At 35.5% G+C, this 18,169-nt stretch carries 13 protein-coding genes, 2 tRNA genes and 1 other RNA gene; 1 reads left to right on the top strand and 15 read right to left on the bottom strand.

The features are described 5' to 3' along the window. Window positions 1–13: 13 nt before the first annotated feature. Both ACSKY2_RS09225 and ACSKY2_RS09220 read right to left on the bottom strand, forming a co-directional pair. Window positions 14–1,060: a mechanosensitive ion channel family protein gene (locus ACSKY2_RS09225; RefSeq protein WP_489877548.1), complete on the bottom strand. Its 1,047-nt coding sequence runs from the start codon at window positions 1,058–1,060 to the stop codon at window positions 14–16. Between the two features lie 128 nt (window positions 1,061–1,188). Next, entirely contained in the window at window positions 1,189–2,175 is a 987-nt protein-coding gene (locus ACSKY2_RS09220) for a GMP reductase (RefSeq protein WP_489877547.1), read from the bottom strand. Between the two features lie 204 nt (window positions 2,176–2,379). Here ACSKY2_RS09220 and ssrA point away from each other — a divergent pair. Then, window positions 2,380–2,744, top strand: a transfer-messenger RNA (tmRNA) gene (ssrA, locus tag ACSKY2_RS09215). A 751-nt stretch (window positions 2,745–3,495) separates the two neighbouring features. On the opposite strand, the gene ACSKY2_RS09210 is transcribed toward ssrA, so the two are convergent. From ACSKY2_RS09210 to ACSKY2_RS09150, 13 genes are all read right to left on the bottom strand, one after another. Then, window positions 3,496–3,627, bottom strand: a complete 132-nt coding sequence (locus ACSKY2_RS09210; protein WP_489877546.1) for a hypothetical protein — start codon at window positions 3,625–3,627, stop codon at window positions 3,496–3,498. A 191-nt stretch (window positions 3,628–3,818) separates the two neighbouring features. After that, complete coding sequence (locus ACSKY2_RS09205; RefSeq protein WP_489877545.1) at window positions 3,819–4,394, bottom strand: hypothetical protein; 576 nt, start codon at window positions 4,392–4,394, stop codon at window positions 3,819–3,821. Between the two features lie 118 nt (window positions 4,395–4,512). Beyond that, on the bottom strand, window positions 4,513–5,847 hold the full coding sequence (locus ACSKY2_RS09200) for a C1 family peptidase (RefSeq protein ID WP_489877544.1): 1,335 nt from the start codon (window positions 5,845–5,847) through the stop codon (window positions 4,513–4,515). Between the two features lie 75 nt (window positions 5,848–5,922). Beyond that, window positions 5,923–7,350, bottom strand: a complete 1,428-nt coding sequence (locus ACSKY2_RS09195; protein WP_489877543.1) for an aryl-sulfate sulfotransferase — start codon at window positions 7,348–7,350, stop codon at window positions 5,923–5,925. Window positions 7,351–8,113: 763 nt separating this feature from the next. Beyond that, entirely contained in the window at window positions 8,114–8,389 is a 276-nt protein-coding gene (locus tag ACSKY2_RS09190; RefSeq protein WP_489877542.1) for a hypothetical protein, read from the bottom strand. 85 nt (window positions 8,390–8,474) lie between these two features. Continuing rightward, on the bottom strand, window positions 8,475–9,353 hold the full coding sequence (locus tag ACSKY2_RS09185) for an ROK family protein (RefSeq protein ID WP_489877541.1): 879 nt from the start codon (window positions 9,351–9,353) through the stop codon (window positions 8,475–8,477). 308 nt (window positions 9,354–9,661) lie between these two features. Next, window positions 9,662–11,452 (bottom strand): FtsX-like permease family protein, encoded by a 1,791-nt coding sequence (locus ACSKY2_RS09180; protein WP_489877540.1) that lies wholly within the window; start codon window positions 11,450–11,452, stop codon window positions 9,662–9,664. A 15-nt stretch (window positions 11,453–11,467) separates the two neighbouring features. Continuing rightward, a complete protein-coding gene (locus ACSKY2_RS09175; RefSeq protein ID WP_489840055.1) occupies window positions 11,468–12,220 on the bottom strand; it encodes an ABC transporter ATP-binding protein in 753 nt (250 codons plus the stop codon). 302 nt (window positions 12,221–12,522) lie between these two features. Continuing rightward, window positions 12,523–13,566 (bottom strand): PTS sugar transporter subunit IIC, encoded by a 1,044-nt coding sequence (locus ACSKY2_RS09170; RefSeq protein ID WP_489877539.1) that lies wholly within the window; start codon window positions 13,564–13,566, stop codon window positions 12,523–12,525. 1,005 nt (window positions 13,567–14,571) lie between these two features. Then, a complete protein-coding gene (rny, locus tag ACSKY2_RS09165) occupies window positions 14,572–16,134 on the bottom strand; it encodes a ribonuclease Y (RefSeq protein WP_489840057.1) in 1,563 nt (520 codons plus the stop codon). Between the two features lie 196 nt (window positions 16,135–16,330). Next, a complete protein-coding gene (locus ACSKY2_RS09160) occupies window positions 16,331–17,908 on the bottom strand; it encodes an HAD family hydrolase (protein WP_489877538.1) in 1,578 nt (525 codons plus the stop codon). 75 nt (window positions 17,909–17,983) lie between these two features. Then, window positions 17,984–18,073: transfer RNA gene (locus ACSKY2_RS09155), tRNA-Ser, on the bottom strand. Window positions 18,074–18,078: 5 nt separating this feature from the next. After that, window positions 18,079–18,152 (bottom strand) — tRNA-Met (locus ACSKY2_RS09150). Window positions 18,153–18,169 lie beyond the last annotated feature (17 nt).

Here is an 18,169-nt window from a genome sequence, read left to right as displayed (position 1 = left end):
AGTCAAGTATTAACTAATTAATCTGTCGTGTATTAACTGCTAAATGAATATCATGCTCGGCTAATATCCGCATAACAACCATGTTAACATCAGCACGAGCACCAGGAAAATCAGTATTTGGTCCCATTTTCAGAGCGACGTTTACCACAAATTCATAGCCATAGGGTAATACTTGGTTAATATAAGCCTTGGCAGTATCTTCTTCAAAACGCTGATCTGTTGCTAATTTTGCCATCGTTTCTTCTGAAACTGCAATTAATTCTTTCGTATGCGTATCTAATGACAAATAAAAAGTTAAGGCAATTTTACGAGAAGCCACACGCGACCAATTTGTAATCGGTTCATTTGACAATGTCGCATTAGGAACAATAACCAACGCGCCATCCAGTGTTCGTACCAGGGTTGAACGAAAAGTAATATCCTCAGCCGTACCTGCAACAGATGGTGATTCAATATTGTCACCAATTTGAAAAGGCTTTTCTGTAATAATAACGATACCACCGAGTAAATTTTTAATTGGGTCTTGTGCAGCCATTGAAACAGCCAAGCCGGCCAATCCTAGTCCGGCAAAGACACCATTTACATTTATGCCCCAATCTGACAAAATCATTGTCACTGTTAATGCCATAACAACAAATTGCAATGTTCGTTTTAAAAATGGCATGACAATTGAATCAACTTCAATATGAATTTTTGCACCAAAATGTTGCAATAATTGTGTCAATGAAGACATCAGTGAATATAGGCCATAACCAATACTAAATATTAGTATCGACTTATTGATTTCATGAGCAAACTGTAAAATTTTATGGGGTGCTTGCGCAATATTCAATGCCCAGACAATACCTGCAAATAAAATGGCAATCTTTGCTGGCGTTTCAAACGCCTTCAAAACATCTTGCCAAATGTCCAATCGTTTTGGCAATCTTTTTTCAACTTGAAAAAAAGCAAATCGTACAACGCCCTTAACGACAATGATCGTTAAAATAACAACCAGCAAAGCGAGTCCAATGGCTTGCCAATCAAAATTATCGATCAGCCATTTTTGTAAAATTTTCATAGATGACTCCCTTCATCTTCCTTTAATAACCATATCATACATGAATAGTAGAGACTATCACAGAAATAACAGATTTTTTAAAAGTAATGAAGAACTTTCCCATGACAAAATATGCGTCATGAAAAATTTTAGTAAGAATCACCGTTAATAATCGAATTTTTAACAATAACATAATCAACATAACGTAAATCACGTAATTGACAGCCACCAGCGTAAGAAATTGATGATTGTAAATCTTGTTCCATCTCAGTTAAAGTGTCCATAATAGCACCACGATAAGGTACCAACAGTTTCTTTCCTTCGACATTTTTATACTCACCCTTTTGATATTGTGAAGCAGAGCCAAAATAAGTTTTATACTTTGCCCCATCAATTTCAACAATATCCCCTGGTGTTTCTTCATGGCCGGCAAATAATGAGCCAATCATAACCATTGTCGCCCCAAAACGAACAGACTTTGCAATGTCACCATTGTAACGAATACCACCGTCTGCAATAATTGGCTTCTTGGCTGCCTTTGCACATAAACGCAGTGCTGCTAATTGCCAACCACCAGTACCAAAGCCTGTTTTCAACTTTGTAATGCAAGCCTTACCAGGACCAACACCAACCTTCGTTGCATCAGCACCAGCATTTTCTAAATCCCGTACAGCTTCTGGTGTTGCAACATTACCAGCAATAACAAAAGATTCGGGCAAATTTTCTTTAATATATTTGATCATTTCAATAACTGAATCAGCATGTCCATGGGCAATATCAATAGTAATATATTCTGGTACTAAACCAGCTACCTTTAATTCATCAATGAAATTATATTCTTCTTTTTTAACACCAACTGAAATTGAAGCAATTTGACCAGCATCATGGAAGGTACGCACAAAATCTAATCGTGTTTCTGGATTAAACCGATGCATAACATAAAAATAGCCAGCTTTTGCTAACTTCATGGCTAAAGCATCATCAATAACCGTCTGCATGTTTGCAGGTACAACAGGTAATTTAAATGTGTGTTTTCCTAGTTGAACAGATGTATCTGCCTCTGAACGGCTATTGATAATACATTTATTTGGTACTAATTGAATATCTTCATAATCAAAAACTGTTGTGAATTCCATATTATATACTCCTAATGATAAAAGTTCGTGTTTTTTAATTATTTTCTTTTATTTTAACCACCAACTAGAAATTATACACGAACTAAAAAGAATAAACAACATTTATAACAACTCAAAACCGAATATTTTCAATAAAAATATTTTATTTTAACGATTTGTGCAACTATAAAATCCTTGTTATACTAAATAAGATGATTACGTTACGGGGTCGTTACGGAATCGACTAGCATTGTTTGGGCTGGTACTGCGTTTAGGGGTTGTGGCCCTATAATCCACTCAGTAGAATTAACTGCAAAAAATTCAAACAATAACTACGCATTAGCTGCCTAAAAAACAGCTGGCGTTGCTTGTACTAGTATTAGTTGCATACTTGTATGAGTCTCAAAAAAAGCAACCTGCGCTGAGTGTTCGCCGTCTGTGGATACTTAGAAGAGGATAATCAGACTAGCTTATCTGATCGCTTAGCAAAATGGCGTGCAGTGAGTAAAATTCAAATCATTTTGCTATGAACGTAGATGTGTCAGTTGCAAAATGTTAGGACAGGGGTTCAACTCCCCTCGGCTCCATTTAATACCAGCTACAAACGTTGATATAAAGGCATTTATGCTACGATTTGTGGCAATTAGTGCCGAATTATTCTTCAGTTTGTTAGTTAATAATTTTAGTCTGTCGAACGATTATTAATTTAGTCGTTCCACAGGCTTTTTGTTTATCAATACAAATTGATTGAATATCTGCTATTTTGTCTAAAAAAACTCTAAAATAGCATACATATTTATCTAGTGAGACTTTATTTATAAAACAACATCCAAAAGAAAAGCGCCAACGTTCTAAACGCTGACACTTAACACTCTAAACTTAGGACACTTGACGCCTGTATGTTTTCGCACACCTTACGAGCTTTTTATATACTGTCAATGTAGTAGATGCGTTAATATTTTGTGAATTTTTATATGAAAATGTACCTCAAATGACAGTTGTTCAAGTACAAAATTTTTTTCTTACAAGTATCGGTTTACCTAAAGTTTGTAAAAATGGTGGTCACTTACAAGGAACCACCACGGTGTATGTTCGTACTCTCTCAACTAGTTTAATAAATGTACTTGTAAATACACTTGTTATAAGTATGGGGCGTATTTATAAACACGCCCCAAAATATTCAATCTCTAAGAGACTATAACCGTTTTATACTATTCAATGAACTAATTGGTGCCATTTAAGCAATGGTTGATAAAGTTAACAAATTCATTGACCAGCTTGGTCAACCATCTAATAAATCAATTTGGTCTCCTAAAATTTACCGTTTTTTATTGAAAATATTTATCTGTTTTGTTTCCGACGAGCATAGCTTCTCAAGGTTCTATATAAACTCGCAAGAATTTGAACGACAGTGACTATCAATGAGATTTTTTCTAATAAACTTGTTTTCGCTTTTGCTTTTTCCTTTTTCATTGAATCCCCCTATAATTGCACAACAAATAATCAATAACTACTTAGACAATACCAATCTTGATAAATATTTACAATGATTGTGCTCGAAACAACTATAACGATCAATCAATTTTCAATAAATAATTTTCATCTATCTTTTATCACTATGCATCCCATAGTGATATATCCAAAAAGTAAACGTATCAACGACACTACTTTTTCAAAACTGATAAAATGTCTGCTAACACACCGCGTTGATAAAACTGTTGTCTTTGAAACTTTGCTCTTTCAATTTCAACAGCTTGAGTTGCTTGTTCAGTAATTTCTTGTTTCAGTGTCGTTTCTGTTTTTTTCTGTGCAGCGTTTGTTGCTTGAATTAATTGTCGCATGCCATAATAATATCCCAAGAACCAGCCATTAAAGTAAGGCATAATCACATTTTCCATGACCAATTGATTATTATTGTGGGCTGTCACCTCATGGTATTCTTCTGACAACATACTAGCAATTTGCTTTTCTAGGTCACCGTTAATTTGCTGAACATGTGGCGATTGCATCACTAACTTTTCAAATTTTTGATCTGCCAAATGTTCGATGCTATCAATCCATTCAGCTGATTGATTTTCAATGAGTACTTCTTCAGTTAAACTCACAATTTCTAAATAGGCTGCCCGATACCCCTGTCGCATACCTTTCATTAAAATTGGTCGTAATATTTGATTTAATGACTTCACATCTAATGATTGATTTAACTTCTTAATCATTTGTTGTAATTGTTCTTTCAACATATCTTTTCCTACTTTTTATAAATGATATTCAAAAGGTCGAAGTCTCCTACCATAAGGTATTAGAAAAACTTCGACCTTTATCAAACAAGTTAAAACACTCGTATTATTTTTCCCTATTTTAAGCTAAAGCACCCATTGGATCCCAAGGAGCCAATTCTTTAGGTGTATTATTTTCGTACACATTGCGTAATTCTTCAGGCAAAAATTCCTTCTTAATAACAACTTGGTACGTAAATTGATCAAACCATTCATCAGACATTGTGAAGTAACCCTTGTGACCATTCTTATCGCCCCAAGAATTTTCAACCTTCCACTTTGTTGGTTGACCGTCTACTAAATCAACACCTGTCAAAACCATAGCATGAGTCATCAATGAATCACCATAATCTAGACGTTCTGCTTTAGTCATACTAAAATCAATATCAAATAGGCTATCCTCATCATACAATTCTGTATCCATTAAACCAGCAACACGATCCAACTTTGGTCCCATATCAACACCAAACCAAACATTTTCACCTGCAGACAATTGTTTAATAGCCAATTCCTTAAATGTCTTCAAGTCCAAATTTAGGTGTTTAACTTCACGACCACCGACTACTGATCCTAACATTTTAACACCATAAGTTTGATTATATGGCTTATCAGACGTTGGTGCATTAATGATTGAAATATACTCACTTAAATCCCAACCAACATACTTTTTAAAGAAGTCTTGTGGTGTAATCGCTTGTTCACGATGATATTCATTATTTGTATCACGGAATGAAAAATCAAATGATACAGGTGGCTCACCAAATGTTAATGATAACATGTGATAATTTTCTTTGTTAAATGCCGCAATTTTTGCTGACACTTGTTCATCTGTTGCTCCATCAACAACTAATTGACGCAATACAATAGCATCCTTGCGTAATTTTCCATTAAACAAACGGTTAAATTCAGCAGAATGTGATGATGCTTGTGATTCTGGGAAGGCTGATTGTGGTACAACACCATACTTCTCAATAATGGCAACGATCATATCCCATTGACCACCATCCTGTTGTGGTGTTGCTAATAAAAAGCTAACTTCACGATTTGTTGTTGGCTGATCAGCAGTGGCAACAATGTTATTGTAGAAATAGTTCGCTTTTTCTAGTTTATCCCAGAAAAATGTATAACTTTGTGACAATTCAAAATCACCAGGTAATCCATGCTTTGACTTCATATCATGACGCATTGTATTTAACGCTGCAAACATCCAGCAACGACCTGACTGCAATTGATTAGCCACTGGTGAACTTTCCAAATCAACACTAAACGTTGGTGTTAATTCACCAGCACGTTGATTATTACGAGCCGATTTCAAAATACCATTGGTGGTTACAGCACCACGCAAAACTGCCGCCTTAGGGCTTTCATTCACAGCTTTTTTAAATGTTGTTAATTGTTCTTGGGTAATTTCACTCATTTTTTAACCACCTTTTTCTCATAATCATTTAAGTTTAGCGCTTTAATAACTAATATGCAATATATCCAACAATTCTTAATGAATGTGAATCCGATAAGCCCGATAGACGTAACCCTTCGACTGCAAATTAGATAATTCGACATTAAAGGCTTGATAGCCCTGAGGTGTCACTTCAATAATATTTGAAGCATCCCCCTTCTTTGCATTGAGATAGCCAAAATCAATTAAGAAATTACCATTACGTAATAATCTATTAGAACCAATACGATCTGTAAAATTAGCTTCTCCTAACGCCTGTCCATATGACCACACTTCTTTTGCTGTCATGGTCTTTAAATTAATTTTAATTTTACGACCAGCCGAATACTTTTTCGTTGTCTTTTTATCACCGTAGCTTACTGCATAATTATTATCGTAAATAGAGATTGTTTCCTGATCATTCTTTTGTGAACCTGGAATGACTCGTGCATCATGTTGGCCACCATTAATAGTCGTCCCCTTAGCAAATTTCAATACATATTGTTGCCATTTTTTGGGCCATTCATTTTTAAGTTTACCTGATAAAATCCAAACAGGCTTTAGCGTTTTATAACTTAATTTCATAACAAGATCCTGATGACGTGATGAAATAATGATACTATTATCTTTTTGATCATAATTAATTGCATTTTGATGCAACCAGTCAATTTTCCCGTCAGAACGTTTTGTTGTTGTATATTGTGCATATGTTTTTGTTGGGAAAATACGTTTTAAATCAATGACTCGTACAATTTTCCCTGTTTTACGGTTAATTTCAACCATCGTATCCTCAGTGAATTTTGATCCATCAGATACAGTTGCTAAGATATCCCCATTTGGTAATTCAATCACATCATGATGAATTGCCGTTGTTTCACCATCAGATTTACTTGTTGATTTAATATTTTCAGTTGAAGACGCTTTATTACTAAATTGATAATTGCGATATATTTTTCCCAAGTAATTTGTTTCAACTAAATCGTTATACACTAATTTTGTATTATTTTGTTTCTGCAAAATCAATAAATGCCCATTTTTGAGCGTTTTAAAAATATGTTGATTATAGTAAGTCGCGTACCATCGAATGGCCCCATCGGCATCAATTGCAAAAGGTTGCTTTGTTGTCCGCATAAAAACAGTTAACCCATTTTTCCCAATGGCCATTTGTTCTTTATTTGCCATTTTGACAGCTATTTTAACGTTTGCTAATGCCTTAGGTAATGGTGACGTCTGTACTGAGATAACTTTTTCTTCAGTTTGGCCATCTTTATAAGTAATAGTCAGCTTAACTTGATTTGCATAGTTTGCATACAACCCCACAACATTAAGACGATGATTTTTTGTTTGCTTGTTTACTGAATTAGTAATCGATGTCTGTGCCGTTTTACCAACAACCGTATAACTAACTTTTGCAGCACGGTCTGTATGAAAAATAACTAATGCCGTTAATGGTGACGTACGATATGGATTAACCTTCACATACATATTATTAGTTGTATATTTCTTATTCGTCGCGATGTTTGTATATGTTTTATCTAATCCTTTTTGCTAGTTAATTAATTGATTACTGAGATGAACCCCTAAGTTATTTTTTATTTGGGTGTCAGTTAATAATTTCGGATGTGCTTCTCTGTATATCTTATAACCATGATGACCACCAATAAGGACAATCAAAACAATGATTAAAAGGGTCCCCCATTTAAAGAGCATTTGCCATTTGCTTGCGTGCTTCATTATTAGTGCTTTCCTTTTATGTGTGCCTACTTTTTCTAATTAATCTCTAACATAGCGGTTTTATCTCATGAAATCAAGTTTATTGATAAAAAAAAGAAAACTTTTAAAAAACAAAACACCCATCAAGATTATCCTGATAGGTGTTTCGGATCAAGTCGGCTATCAAATAACCAACGATCTATTAAGGAGTAGGTTGTTTAAAGTAGCGTACTTTAAACGAATAGGTAAATTTCTATGAGTGTGGGCTATTGATAGGAATGGGCTTTCCTTATCAACAATACTTATAGTAAAGGTACCGACTTAAAAAAAATATAAATCTGACTAAAACTAACCTTTAATGTCGAAATTAATCAAAAAAAGTGATTTCAATGCTACCAAAGTAACAAGAAATCACAATTCATCATCTATTTAAGAGTAGAAAATATGAATAAAGTTGATGACTTACGCTAAGTATATCATAATAAATGACAAACTCAATCATTTTTCTAACCCAAATTTAATTTAACAACAATTATTACTCTTCATCACTATCTAACGCTTTTTCCCCTAATAACACTTTAATCATTTCTGGATAAACACCGCCATTTTGATTTCTTTTCATGACGAGTGCTGTCAAAGCTTGCTTCAAATAAAATTCATTGTGATCATTAATTGCACGCCAAGTTGCTGAGCCACCCATTGATTTAAAGGTAATATGTCCAGTTGCAGCATAAACATCTTGTTGATCTTCCATGTAATAATCGTAAACAATTACATCTCTATCTTCATACCGCTTAATAACTGTTAACATATTACTTCTCACTTTTTTATCACTTGTTGTTCAACTCACTAATTATAACGCAGATTATACAAATTACCAAAAAGTCATCGTTCGTTTAATCAGCAAGCAGTTCTTTAGCCAAGTAGAAACAGCCATAGATACCTGCGTTATCACCATTACCAACAGATACAATGTAATGATCCAAATCAGGAACTGATAAATAGTCATGTAATTGTTCAGCAAATGATTCACGCACCATTGGTAAAAGAATCTCTCGATGAGGAACACCGCCACCAAATACAATGCGTTCTGGCCTCAATGTTGCTGTATAAGTTACTGCAGCTTGTGCAAGGTAAAAGGCCTCAATTTGCCATGCCAAATGATCATCAGGTAAATCTTTTGCAGAAATTTCCCAACGTTCTTCCATTGCTGGGCCAGCAGCTAATCCTTCTAAGCAACGATCTTCATGAAATGGACAGTGACCAGAATAATGATCTTCAGGATGTTTAGCCATCATAATATGTCCAGCTTCAGGATGTGAGTAGCCACCAACAAATTGACCATTAGCAATGATACCTGCACCAACACCTGTTCCAACCGTTAAGTAGACAATATTATCCACATCTGATGCCGCACCTGATATATACTCTGCCCAACCTGCAGCATTAACATCTGTCGTCCAATAGTAAGGAATGTCGCGCCAAGCTTTCATTGCCCCTAAAAAGTTATACCCAGACCAACCACGCTTAGGTGTGTCCAAAACATAACCATATGTTGCACTTTCTGGCTTAACATCTATTGGTCCAAATGAAGCAATGCCAATCGCTGCAATATCCTCATATTGATCAAAGAAATCTTGTACTTTCTTAACTGTTGTTGCACCATCTTCTGTTGGAAAACTCTCACGAGCCACAACAGCCTCTGGATCATCAACGGGTGCTACCGCCACCACAAACTTTGTTCCACCTGCTTCAATTGCACCAAGTAATGCCATTTGGCAATTCCTCCTAAATTATTAGTATACAAATATTTTAAGCGATATTCGATTTAATTGCAAACGGTTACAAATATTGTTATTAAAGGCTTACAAACGTTTACGCTTTTGTAGTTAGATTATTTTAAATCATGCTTTATTTCGGACAAAACATTGTCATCATTATTCCTTATTAAAAAAACGCCTATCTTGCGCGTTTAGATAGGCGTTTTTTAGTTTGTGGCATCGATGTCTCAAATTTTTGTCATTTACTCCACAACATTTTGAATATGCTCCTATTATAACGTATTATCCATAAAAATGGCGAATTAGTTTTTAATTAGTCGGCGATACATCCAGACCGTTAAAACATAATACATTATGTAGAGAATAAATATGATTATTAGTGATGGCCAAAAGCCAAGATAAGCATTCTTTTGTCCACCCATTAATGGTGCAAACATTTGTAGACCAAAGATAACATCTACCGTCCCGATTAACATTGGAATAAAAAATAAAATTCCTAAATCTTTAGCGACTGTTTTTGTCACAACCTTATTGCTGGTTCCAATCATTGTTAACACACGATAGCGTTTTTTATCATCTGCGACACCTGACAAAGTTTTAAACATTAATGTTGCTGCCAACATTGCCAAGAAACCTATTCCTAGGAAAATGCCCATAAATTCAATGCCACCAAAAACACCTTTTAATTGTCCATAAGTTGCAAATGATCCCGTAGCAAATTCAGGATCAACATCCGCTAACTTGGCTTGCATTTTCATATTGTGCGATAAAGCTTTTTGGTTTGCCATCATATCAGCTACTTTAAACATTTGAACTGACTTAACAGTTCCTTGTTTTGTCATCTCGGCTGATGTTTTTGTAATGATCACTTTTGCACCATAGCGTTGATTCAAAATCTGATTGGCAACACCATCAAGTGTATATTCTGAGCCAGGTGTTTGCCGGAGATAATCACCGGTCAACCATTTTGTCTGTCCGGTTGAACTGTTTGATGTATAAACCTTGGTTGGCAACTTATGGGTGTTAAATTCTTCACCATTAAAGTAAACATTTTGTCCCTTAACAACGTAATGATAAGTTTGTTGCCAAGTAACATCTTTTAGGTTGTCTGTATTAACCTGCTTTGTCACATAAGCTGCAGTTAAAGGATAAGATTTTTCAGCTTGGTGTGGCAACATCTGATAGTAACCTTGTCCAACAGACATTGCACCTAGTGCCAAGGCAAACATCACCGCAATAGATGATAAAATACGTTGGTAATCTGGTAACCGAAATGCTAACTGTCCATTAATAAAGGCACGTAAACCACGCATACTATACTTTGAGTGACGCATCCAATTTGTCACCATCTTCAGCGTCCGACTGATAAACCAGTACGTTCCCCAAACATTTAATACCAAAATAACTATAAAGCCAGCTAAGCCAACCTTAGCAATATCAGGCATCAGAACATAACTTGCAATCAATAGACCTAAGCCAATAAATCCTAACACTGGATCCAATACTTTATGTGGCTTAGGATGACTAACTTGTTTGTTAGCCAATAGTAACGTTAATGTATCTTGCTTACGTAATCGACGTCGATTGTATAAACCATTAAGCGTAAATAAAATAACGAAAAAAATTAATGTCGTCAACACAGATTTCATTGAAAATGATGCCCAATGATCTAGCTGTACCCCTAATAAATTCATTAAATAGTAACTACTAACACTCGTTAAGCCAATCCCAAAAACAATTCCAATGATTGTTGCAATGACACCAATGCTTAGTGTCTCCCTCATCAACAAGGAACCAATTTGTTTTTTATTAGCACCCAACATTGACATCAAACCATATTCTGATTGACGCAATCGTAACAGGAAGCCATTTGCAAAATTCAGATACACAAATGTAATGATTCCTAATAAAACTTCACCAATAATGAAGATAACCGTTATTTGTGAAATCATCGAATTAGCTTCTAGAAAAGCCTTATTGGTTGCCATTGCACTAAACATATAAAAGATTGCTGCTGATATAATTAACCCAACAAATAGTACAATATAATCTCGCCATTTAGACCGTAACGATTTTAAAGCAATTCCAAACATACTACTATGCGCCTCCTAATTAAAATTTCCTAATTCAGACAACACACGCTGATAGAATATTTCTCGCGATTCACCATCACGAGTAATTGTTTTGGTTATTTGTCCATCTGTCAAAAATAAAATGCGTGAAGCAAATGAGGCCGAAAATGCATCATGAGTTACCATAACAATCGAAATGCCCTCTGCTTCATTAATGCTCGTCAAGTAATTCATCATTTCACGGGCATTTTCTGAATCCAAAGCACCCGTTGGCTCGTCCCCAAAAATTAGTGTCGGATTGTGCACAAGTGCCCGTGCTGCACCAACACGTTGTTGCTGACCACCTGATAATTCTGTTGGATATTTATCAAGATAATCTTCAATATGCAATAATTGTGCAACTTTTTGAACAGATGTTTTAATTGTTTTATGATTTACCTTTTGTAAGGTTAACGGTAAACTAATGTTTTCTCTAACGGTTAAACTATCAATCAAATTATAATTCTGAAAAATAAAACCCATATCTTGACCACGAAATTTTGAAATGGCGTTATCATTCATATTTAAAATATCTTTACCATTAATCGAGACCGAACCTGATGTTGGTTTCATCAATGTCGATACGATGTTCAATAATGTTGATTTCCCTGAGCCAGAAGGTCCCATGATTGCAACGAATTCACCCTTACTTACTGATAATGAAAGATTGTGTAGCACATCTTGTTGTACACCGGCCGCACTTAAGTAACTCTTATTCAACTGATTTGCAACTAATACTGATTCAGTCATATTTCTTCTCCTAATCATTATTTCATTTGTGTTACAAGCAATACTATACACAATCTAATATTGGATTGTCAAATCATTTTTTTAATTTAAAAAGAAAAACATGGTTGGACCATAATTTTGTCCTACAATTAAGGCCGCGAATCTAACCATTTTAAACTGGTTGATTCACGGCCCTTTAACCACAGATTGAAGGTTTACTGTCATAATAATTATGTCATTATAAGTCTGCTTTTGCTTCAAACCCAAATCCTCTAACTATTGTTACAATTATCTTCAAAACATTTTTTATGCTTTTGTTGTTTTTATACTTCTGGTAACTTTAAGTCTTTTGCTTCAATGAGTTGTAATTTATCAATAAAAATGTACTTCATCAAAAATGCCAATGCAATTGGTATAACAAAGAATACAATTATAACTCGTGTGCCAATACCAGTACCAGCTGATTCATTCAATGCTGTAATTGGTCCAATGAAACCTGACATACCAAAGCCGGCAGAAAATGGGGTGCCAGACATCTTTAACAAACTTGAAATACCACCAGTAATTGCTGAAGCAATAATAACTGGAATAAATAATTTTGGTTTTGACAGCATATTTGCCATTTGAATCTTAGGAGAACCCATGAAATGGGCAATAAATAGTCCCCATGAATTCTCTTTCATGCCCATAATAGCTAAGACCAAAGAAGCTGTAACAATTCCTGCATTCGCTGATCCAGAACCAACGCCAGCTAAACCAATCGCAGTTGCAATACCTACTGAAGAAAGTGGTGAAACAATTAAAACTGCAAAGATAACACCTAGTAATATACCCATGACTAATGGTGCCGTTTGTGTGGCGGCTTCTACCACCTGACCAATAGTATTTTGAATAGCAACCATCATTGGTAGGGTCATTAAACCAAGTCCACCACCAACTACTAAGACAGCTAATGGTTCAAAGACCGCCCTCAACTGTCCTAATAACTTATGAAAGATAATTGTTACAATACTAGCCATGAATGTAGTTAACATGATATTTAAAATAACGCCCGATCCGCTTATGATAAATTGACTATTATGTATCGTGACAACACCTGAAGATATAAAAGTTGCTAACGCCATTGACGCACTTTCAACTGTACCAAATTTTAGTAAAGCTCCTACAGCAAACGCTGCAATAATTGGTAAAGTACTTTGTGCTAAGGTTACCATCATTGTTAACGTCTTAACGATTTCAACCTGTGGCATTGCTGCTAATAGTTGACTAATAATTGCTGCTGGAATTAGTGCAACAATAATACCACTAGCATTACCATTTAAGATCGCGAAACCAAATTCTCTTTTACTTATTTTATGAACATCCATACTTCCCACCTCTTAAAATTTTTAATAGTTATACATGCAGCACAACTTTATTTTTGATAACGCCTAATTCTCCTAATACATACCACCACAAAAAAAGAACTGAGTATTTATAAAAAATACCCAGTTCCTAATACGTCTTATGGTGGTCATTAAGCCGTATTATTTTGGTTCCGGATATTTTTTTATCCGAAACCTAGCAAAAATGCTTTTGGTCATTTCGGATAGTCACCTAAAAAACCAAAAGTAATACACCGTTTTAGTTGTCAACGTTATATTTGCCATCATTTTTGCTCCTCTACTTAATTGATAACTCTAATTCTAATTTATTTTTCATATTTGTCAATGGTTTTTAATAAAATAAACAAAAATAACGCCGTATGTCTACGACGTTTAGCACATAAATGCACTAGATAGTTATGAATTTAACTACCACGGGGAATATCTATAGTATATCTTGATGTTGCAAAATAAGCGAATAATTTGATTATCATTAAATTTTAACAAATTTACGAAATAAAAAAATCGCTCTGCGTAACCGCAAGGCGATATGGCGTGGATGACGACCCACAAATATTTTTTGATTGTGAAAGCGTTGATGTTGATTAAGAGTCGTCTCATCACCCTCTTACTGCTCGAATTATTTTAAACAAATATCGTTCTAATTTTTTCTGAAGGAGAAGAGTTTTCAGCAAGTTTTTAAGATCAAACGATTATTCGAACAGTAAGAGTGAAATGCGACAATAACATCCCAATGATCCCCATACCACTGGTGTTTCAAAATCTTTGATAGTTTCGTATACGTTCCCCCGTATCCTTAACACATTTATCATTGTAAGCGTTTTCAGTGTATTTGTAAACCTTTTCATTAAATTTTTTTTATTTTCTTTGTATGAATCCCATGAATTATATGTATTTGTAATTAAATTCTATCAAATGCATCTTTATTTAAAGTAAAAGAGCCAGTATTTTCATACTGGCTCTTGCCTGTTAATATTAGTTATCAGCTTATTTTGCATACTCGATTGCACGAGATTCGCGAATAACCGTGACCTTAATATGCCCCGGATAATCTAGATCATTTTCAATTTGATTTCGAATATCCCGAGCTAAGACAGTTGCTTCAATATCTGAAACAGCCGCTGGTTCTACAATAACACGTACTTCTCGGCCAGCTTGAATAGCATACGACTTTTCAACACCGTTAAATTCATTTGCAATCGCTTCAAGTTGTTGCAAACGTTGAACGTAGTTTTCTAACGATTCCGATCTTGCACCTGGACGTGCCGCTGAAATGGAATCAGCAGCAGCAACAAGCACAGCAATAACAGAATCTGGTTCAACATCCCCATGGTGTGAAGCAATCGAATTAATCACGACCGGACGTTCTTTGTACTTGGTTGTCAATTCTACACCAAGTTCCACATGAGAACCATCTACTTCATGATCTACAGCCTTACCAATATCGTGTAACAGTCCTGCGCGCTTGGCAAGCGTAATGTCTTCCCCTAACTCAGCTGCCAACAAGCCAGTTAGTTTTGCGACTTCTATTGAATGAACAAGCACATTTTGTCCGTAACTTGTTCGATAGTTCATCCGACCAACAGTTTTCACTAGATCTGGATGCATATTATGGATTCCTAAATCAAAAATTGTCTGTTCACCAACTTCACGAATATGTTCGTCCATCTCTTTACGCGATTTCTCAACCATTTCTTCAATGCGAGCTGGATGAATCCGACCATCCGCAATCAATTTCTCCAATGTGTTCTTAGCGATTTCTCGACGAATTGGATCGAAACCACTTAAGACAACAGCTTCCGGTGTATCATCAATAATTAAATCAATACCAGTAACTGTCTCAAGTGCTCGAATATTACGACCTTCACGTCCAATAATCCGACCCTTCATATCGTCATTAGGCAGTGTAACAACAGAAACGGTTGATTCAGCTACCATATCGGCAGCTGATCTTTGAATCGCACCAACAACAAGATCCTTAGCACGTTTATCCGCTTCTGCAGCTGCACTTTCCTCACTATCTTTAATCATGACAGCACGCTCAGCTACAAGCGCTTCTTGAGTTTCTGATAAAATTTGATTTCGAGCATCTTCACGTGTTAAGTTAGCAACTTCAACCAACTTATTCTCACGTTCAGCCACAAGTTCTTCTGCTCGTTTTTGCTTATCATTAACACTTTGCCGTTGATGATCTAACTTTGTTTCTTTACCCGAAATAACTTCTTCACGTTTTTGCAATGAAGCATCTTTTCGATCCAACACAGATTCACGACTTACCAAACGTTCTTCTTGTGACTTAACCTCAGAACGACGTTCCTGTAATTCACTTTCGATACGTTGTTGGTAACGTTGGCTTTCATCTCGTGCCTCAACTAGAGCATTTTTCTTTAATCGCTCAGCATCAGTGGCAGCTTGATTCGTTATATCTGTAGCAGTTTGATGTGAAATAGTTAATGTATGGTTAATTTTTGTCTTAGCCACTGTGTAACCAATTCCACAACTTATTACGATTGCGACAAGCAACAACAGGATGATCAATAATATGTTCATCTTGTTTCTCCTGTCTAAAGAATTGACGTTTATGTCAAATCAATAGTGTTTTTTTGCGCTTAATAACACATGTTTAATTTTAGGCTTTTATTTAAAATAAGTCAATGAGATGAACAACTGATGTAAGTTACAAAAGACCGTTATATCAACATTTTGATGATATAACGGTCTTTTACCTTGATATTTTACCAAGCATTTAATTTTTAACACGTACTCGTAAAATATAACTCATTATGCAGCGTACAGTAATTGCTACGATTGGTGCAACATATAACCATGAAGAGATAAAAATCCCTAATCCAGCAGCCAATAATAACAAAATAATAATTGGTAAACTAGTTAACGTCAACATTTTTTTATCAATCTGCATTAAACGATCTGCTGTTGCCCATAAGCGTTCTAAATCAGCAACACTTGCCACATGAATATCTGCATTAATATCTGGACGATTCACGGCCACTGTAATTGCTTTTGTTTCCGCTGGCAAATTATCTTGATTCGTCACGATCATTGTATGTGGCGCAGCTGCCCAAGCAGTACGTTGTGCTGCCTTTTCACTTGGCGTCAAATCAGATTGTACCTCGCCTAAAGAGGTCATGATATTTGTTAGTTGCATTGTTGCCCCAATCGTATCACCAGAAGCAATTTTTACATCCAAATGTCTTTTCGTAAAGAATCGATCTAATGAAATAAGCGTTTTATTTAGAGTGTCACCAAAGGTAATCACACCAATAACCTGCAAACTATCCACAATATAGCTGACTGAATTACCTAACATTTTATAGGTCTCTAAAGCTTCTAAATCAACAACGTAATTTTCAGCTAACACTTCAGCAGCAGATAATACTGCAAAGCGCTCATTTAAGATGACCCCTCTTACCCCTGCACCATCAATAATTTCTGGTTCTGACGCCGTTGATGGAAACACACCATGCTTTTCAGCATACTGCATAATTGCTTGTGATAACACTGATGAATCATTCATTGCTAGCAATCCTGTTGCAATACCCAATATATCAAAATCGCTATACCGCTTATCTAATGACATAATTGAATGTACTGTGATTCGATTATCAGTTAAAATACCGCTTTTTTCAGTAATAATCGTTGTGACATCGGGTAATGATTCAATCACACGTGCATTTCTAAAATTAACCCCATTTGTTGCTAGTTTTTCAAGACTTTGCTCTCTATGCCATCCTGACCACAAAGCAGGCCAATTAGCATCGGTGATGATTAAAACAGATACCATGGTTGTTAAACCATAAATCCAATTTGTAGTTAAGCCAAAAAACAACAAGGCATATACTGATAAAAACATGGTAGCGATATTCAAGCGATGTGCCGTACGTTTCATGGGCTGATTTAGAATAATAGATAATGTCTCTTTCTGCAACAAGCCTAAAGAAACCAATAATAGTGCCACACCCAAACACAATATCGGCAATGTCATTGTGACGATCATACGACCGTTTGCATTAGTTAAATAAATCCACAGTACAACAAGATACCAAACTGTCTGACCCAAAACTGGTAACCACAGTGTCACTATTTTCATTTGCTTTTGTTGATACAAAGCTTGTTTAATTATACGATCATCTAAATAAACAATCATAACAGCAACAATTCCAAAAACGGTCAATGTCATATTTGAAATATGCGCTGTAATTAGTGCAGATGTTCCAATTAATGTTGGTAAGAATATCGCAGAAAATATTGCTAAAACAACCATCAACACTGCATATTGAAAATATCGAATTTGACGTATCGGCATATCTTAAACTCCTCACATATTCAGAATGATATTGATACAAAAATAACCGTGTCCACGGGACACGGTTATTTATAAAGGAGATGGAGGGATTCGAACCCTCGCGCCGGTTTCCCGACCTGACGGTTTTCAAGACCGTTCCCTTCAGCCAGACTTGGGTACATCTCCATTAATTGCGGGTGTAGGATTTGAACCTACGACCTTCGGGTTATGGGCCCGACGAGCTACCAGACTGCTCCAACCCGCGATAATATAAAATTATAA

Source organism: Weissella sp. ESL1156 (assembly GCF_058505625.1).
The sequence above is the reverse complement of the archived record's forward strand: the minus strand, read 5'-3'. Positions and strand labels throughout refer to the sequence as shown.

Bases quoted from the DNA above. Each gene is read 5' to 3' on its own strand.
- ACSKY2_RS09225 (WP_489877548.1), bottom strand. From the start codon at position 1,060: ATGAAAATTTTACAAAAATGGCTGATCGATAATTTTGATTGGCAAGCC.
- ACSKY2_RS09220 (WP_489877547.1), bottom strand. From the start codon at position 2,175: ATGGAATTCACAACAGTTTTTGATTATGAAGATATTCAATTAGTACCA.
- ACSKY2_RS09210 (WP_489877546.1), bottom strand. From the start codon at position 3,627: ATGAAAAAGGAAAAAGCAAAAGCGAAAACAAGTTTATTAGAAAAAATC.
- ACSKY2_RS09205 (WP_489877545.1), bottom strand. From the start codon at position 4,394: ATGTTGAAAGAACAATTACAACAAATGATTAAGAAGTTAAATCAATCA.
- ACSKY2_RS09200 (WP_489877544.1), bottom strand. From the start codon at position 5,847: ATGAGTGAAATTACCCAAGAACAATTAACAACATTTAAAAAAGCTGTG.
- ACSKY2_RS09195 (WP_489877543.1), bottom strand. From the start codon at position 7,350: ATGTATGTGAAGGTTAATCCATATCGTACGTCACCATTAACGGCATTA.
- ACSKY2_RS09190 (WP_489877542.1), bottom strand. From the start codon at position 8,389: ATGTTAACAGTTATTAAGCGGTATGAAGATAGAGATGTAATTGTTTAC.
- ACSKY2_RS09185 (WP_489877541.1), bottom strand. From the start codon at position 9,353: ATGGCATTACTTGGTGCAATTGAAGCAGGTGGAACAAAGTTTGTGGTG.
- ACSKY2_RS09180 (WP_489877540.1), bottom strand. From the start codon at position 11,452: ATGTTTGGAATTGCTTTAAAATCGTTACGGTCTAAATGGCGAGATTAT.
- ACSKY2_RS09175 (WP_489840055.1), bottom strand. From the start codon at position 12,220: ATGACTGAATCAGTATTAGTTGCAAATCAGTTGAATAAGAGTTACTTA.
- ACSKY2_RS09170 (WP_489877539.1), bottom strand. From the start codon at position 13,566: ATGGATGTTCATAAAATAAGTAAAAGAGAATTTGGTTTCGCGATCTTA.
- rny (WP_489840057.1), bottom strand. From the start codon at position 16,134: ATGAACATATTATTGATCATCCTGTTGTTGCTTGTCGCAATCGTAATA.
- ACSKY2_RS09160 (WP_489877538.1), bottom strand. From the start codon at position 17,908: ATGCCGATACGTCAAATTCGATATTTTCAATATGCAGTGTTGATGGTT.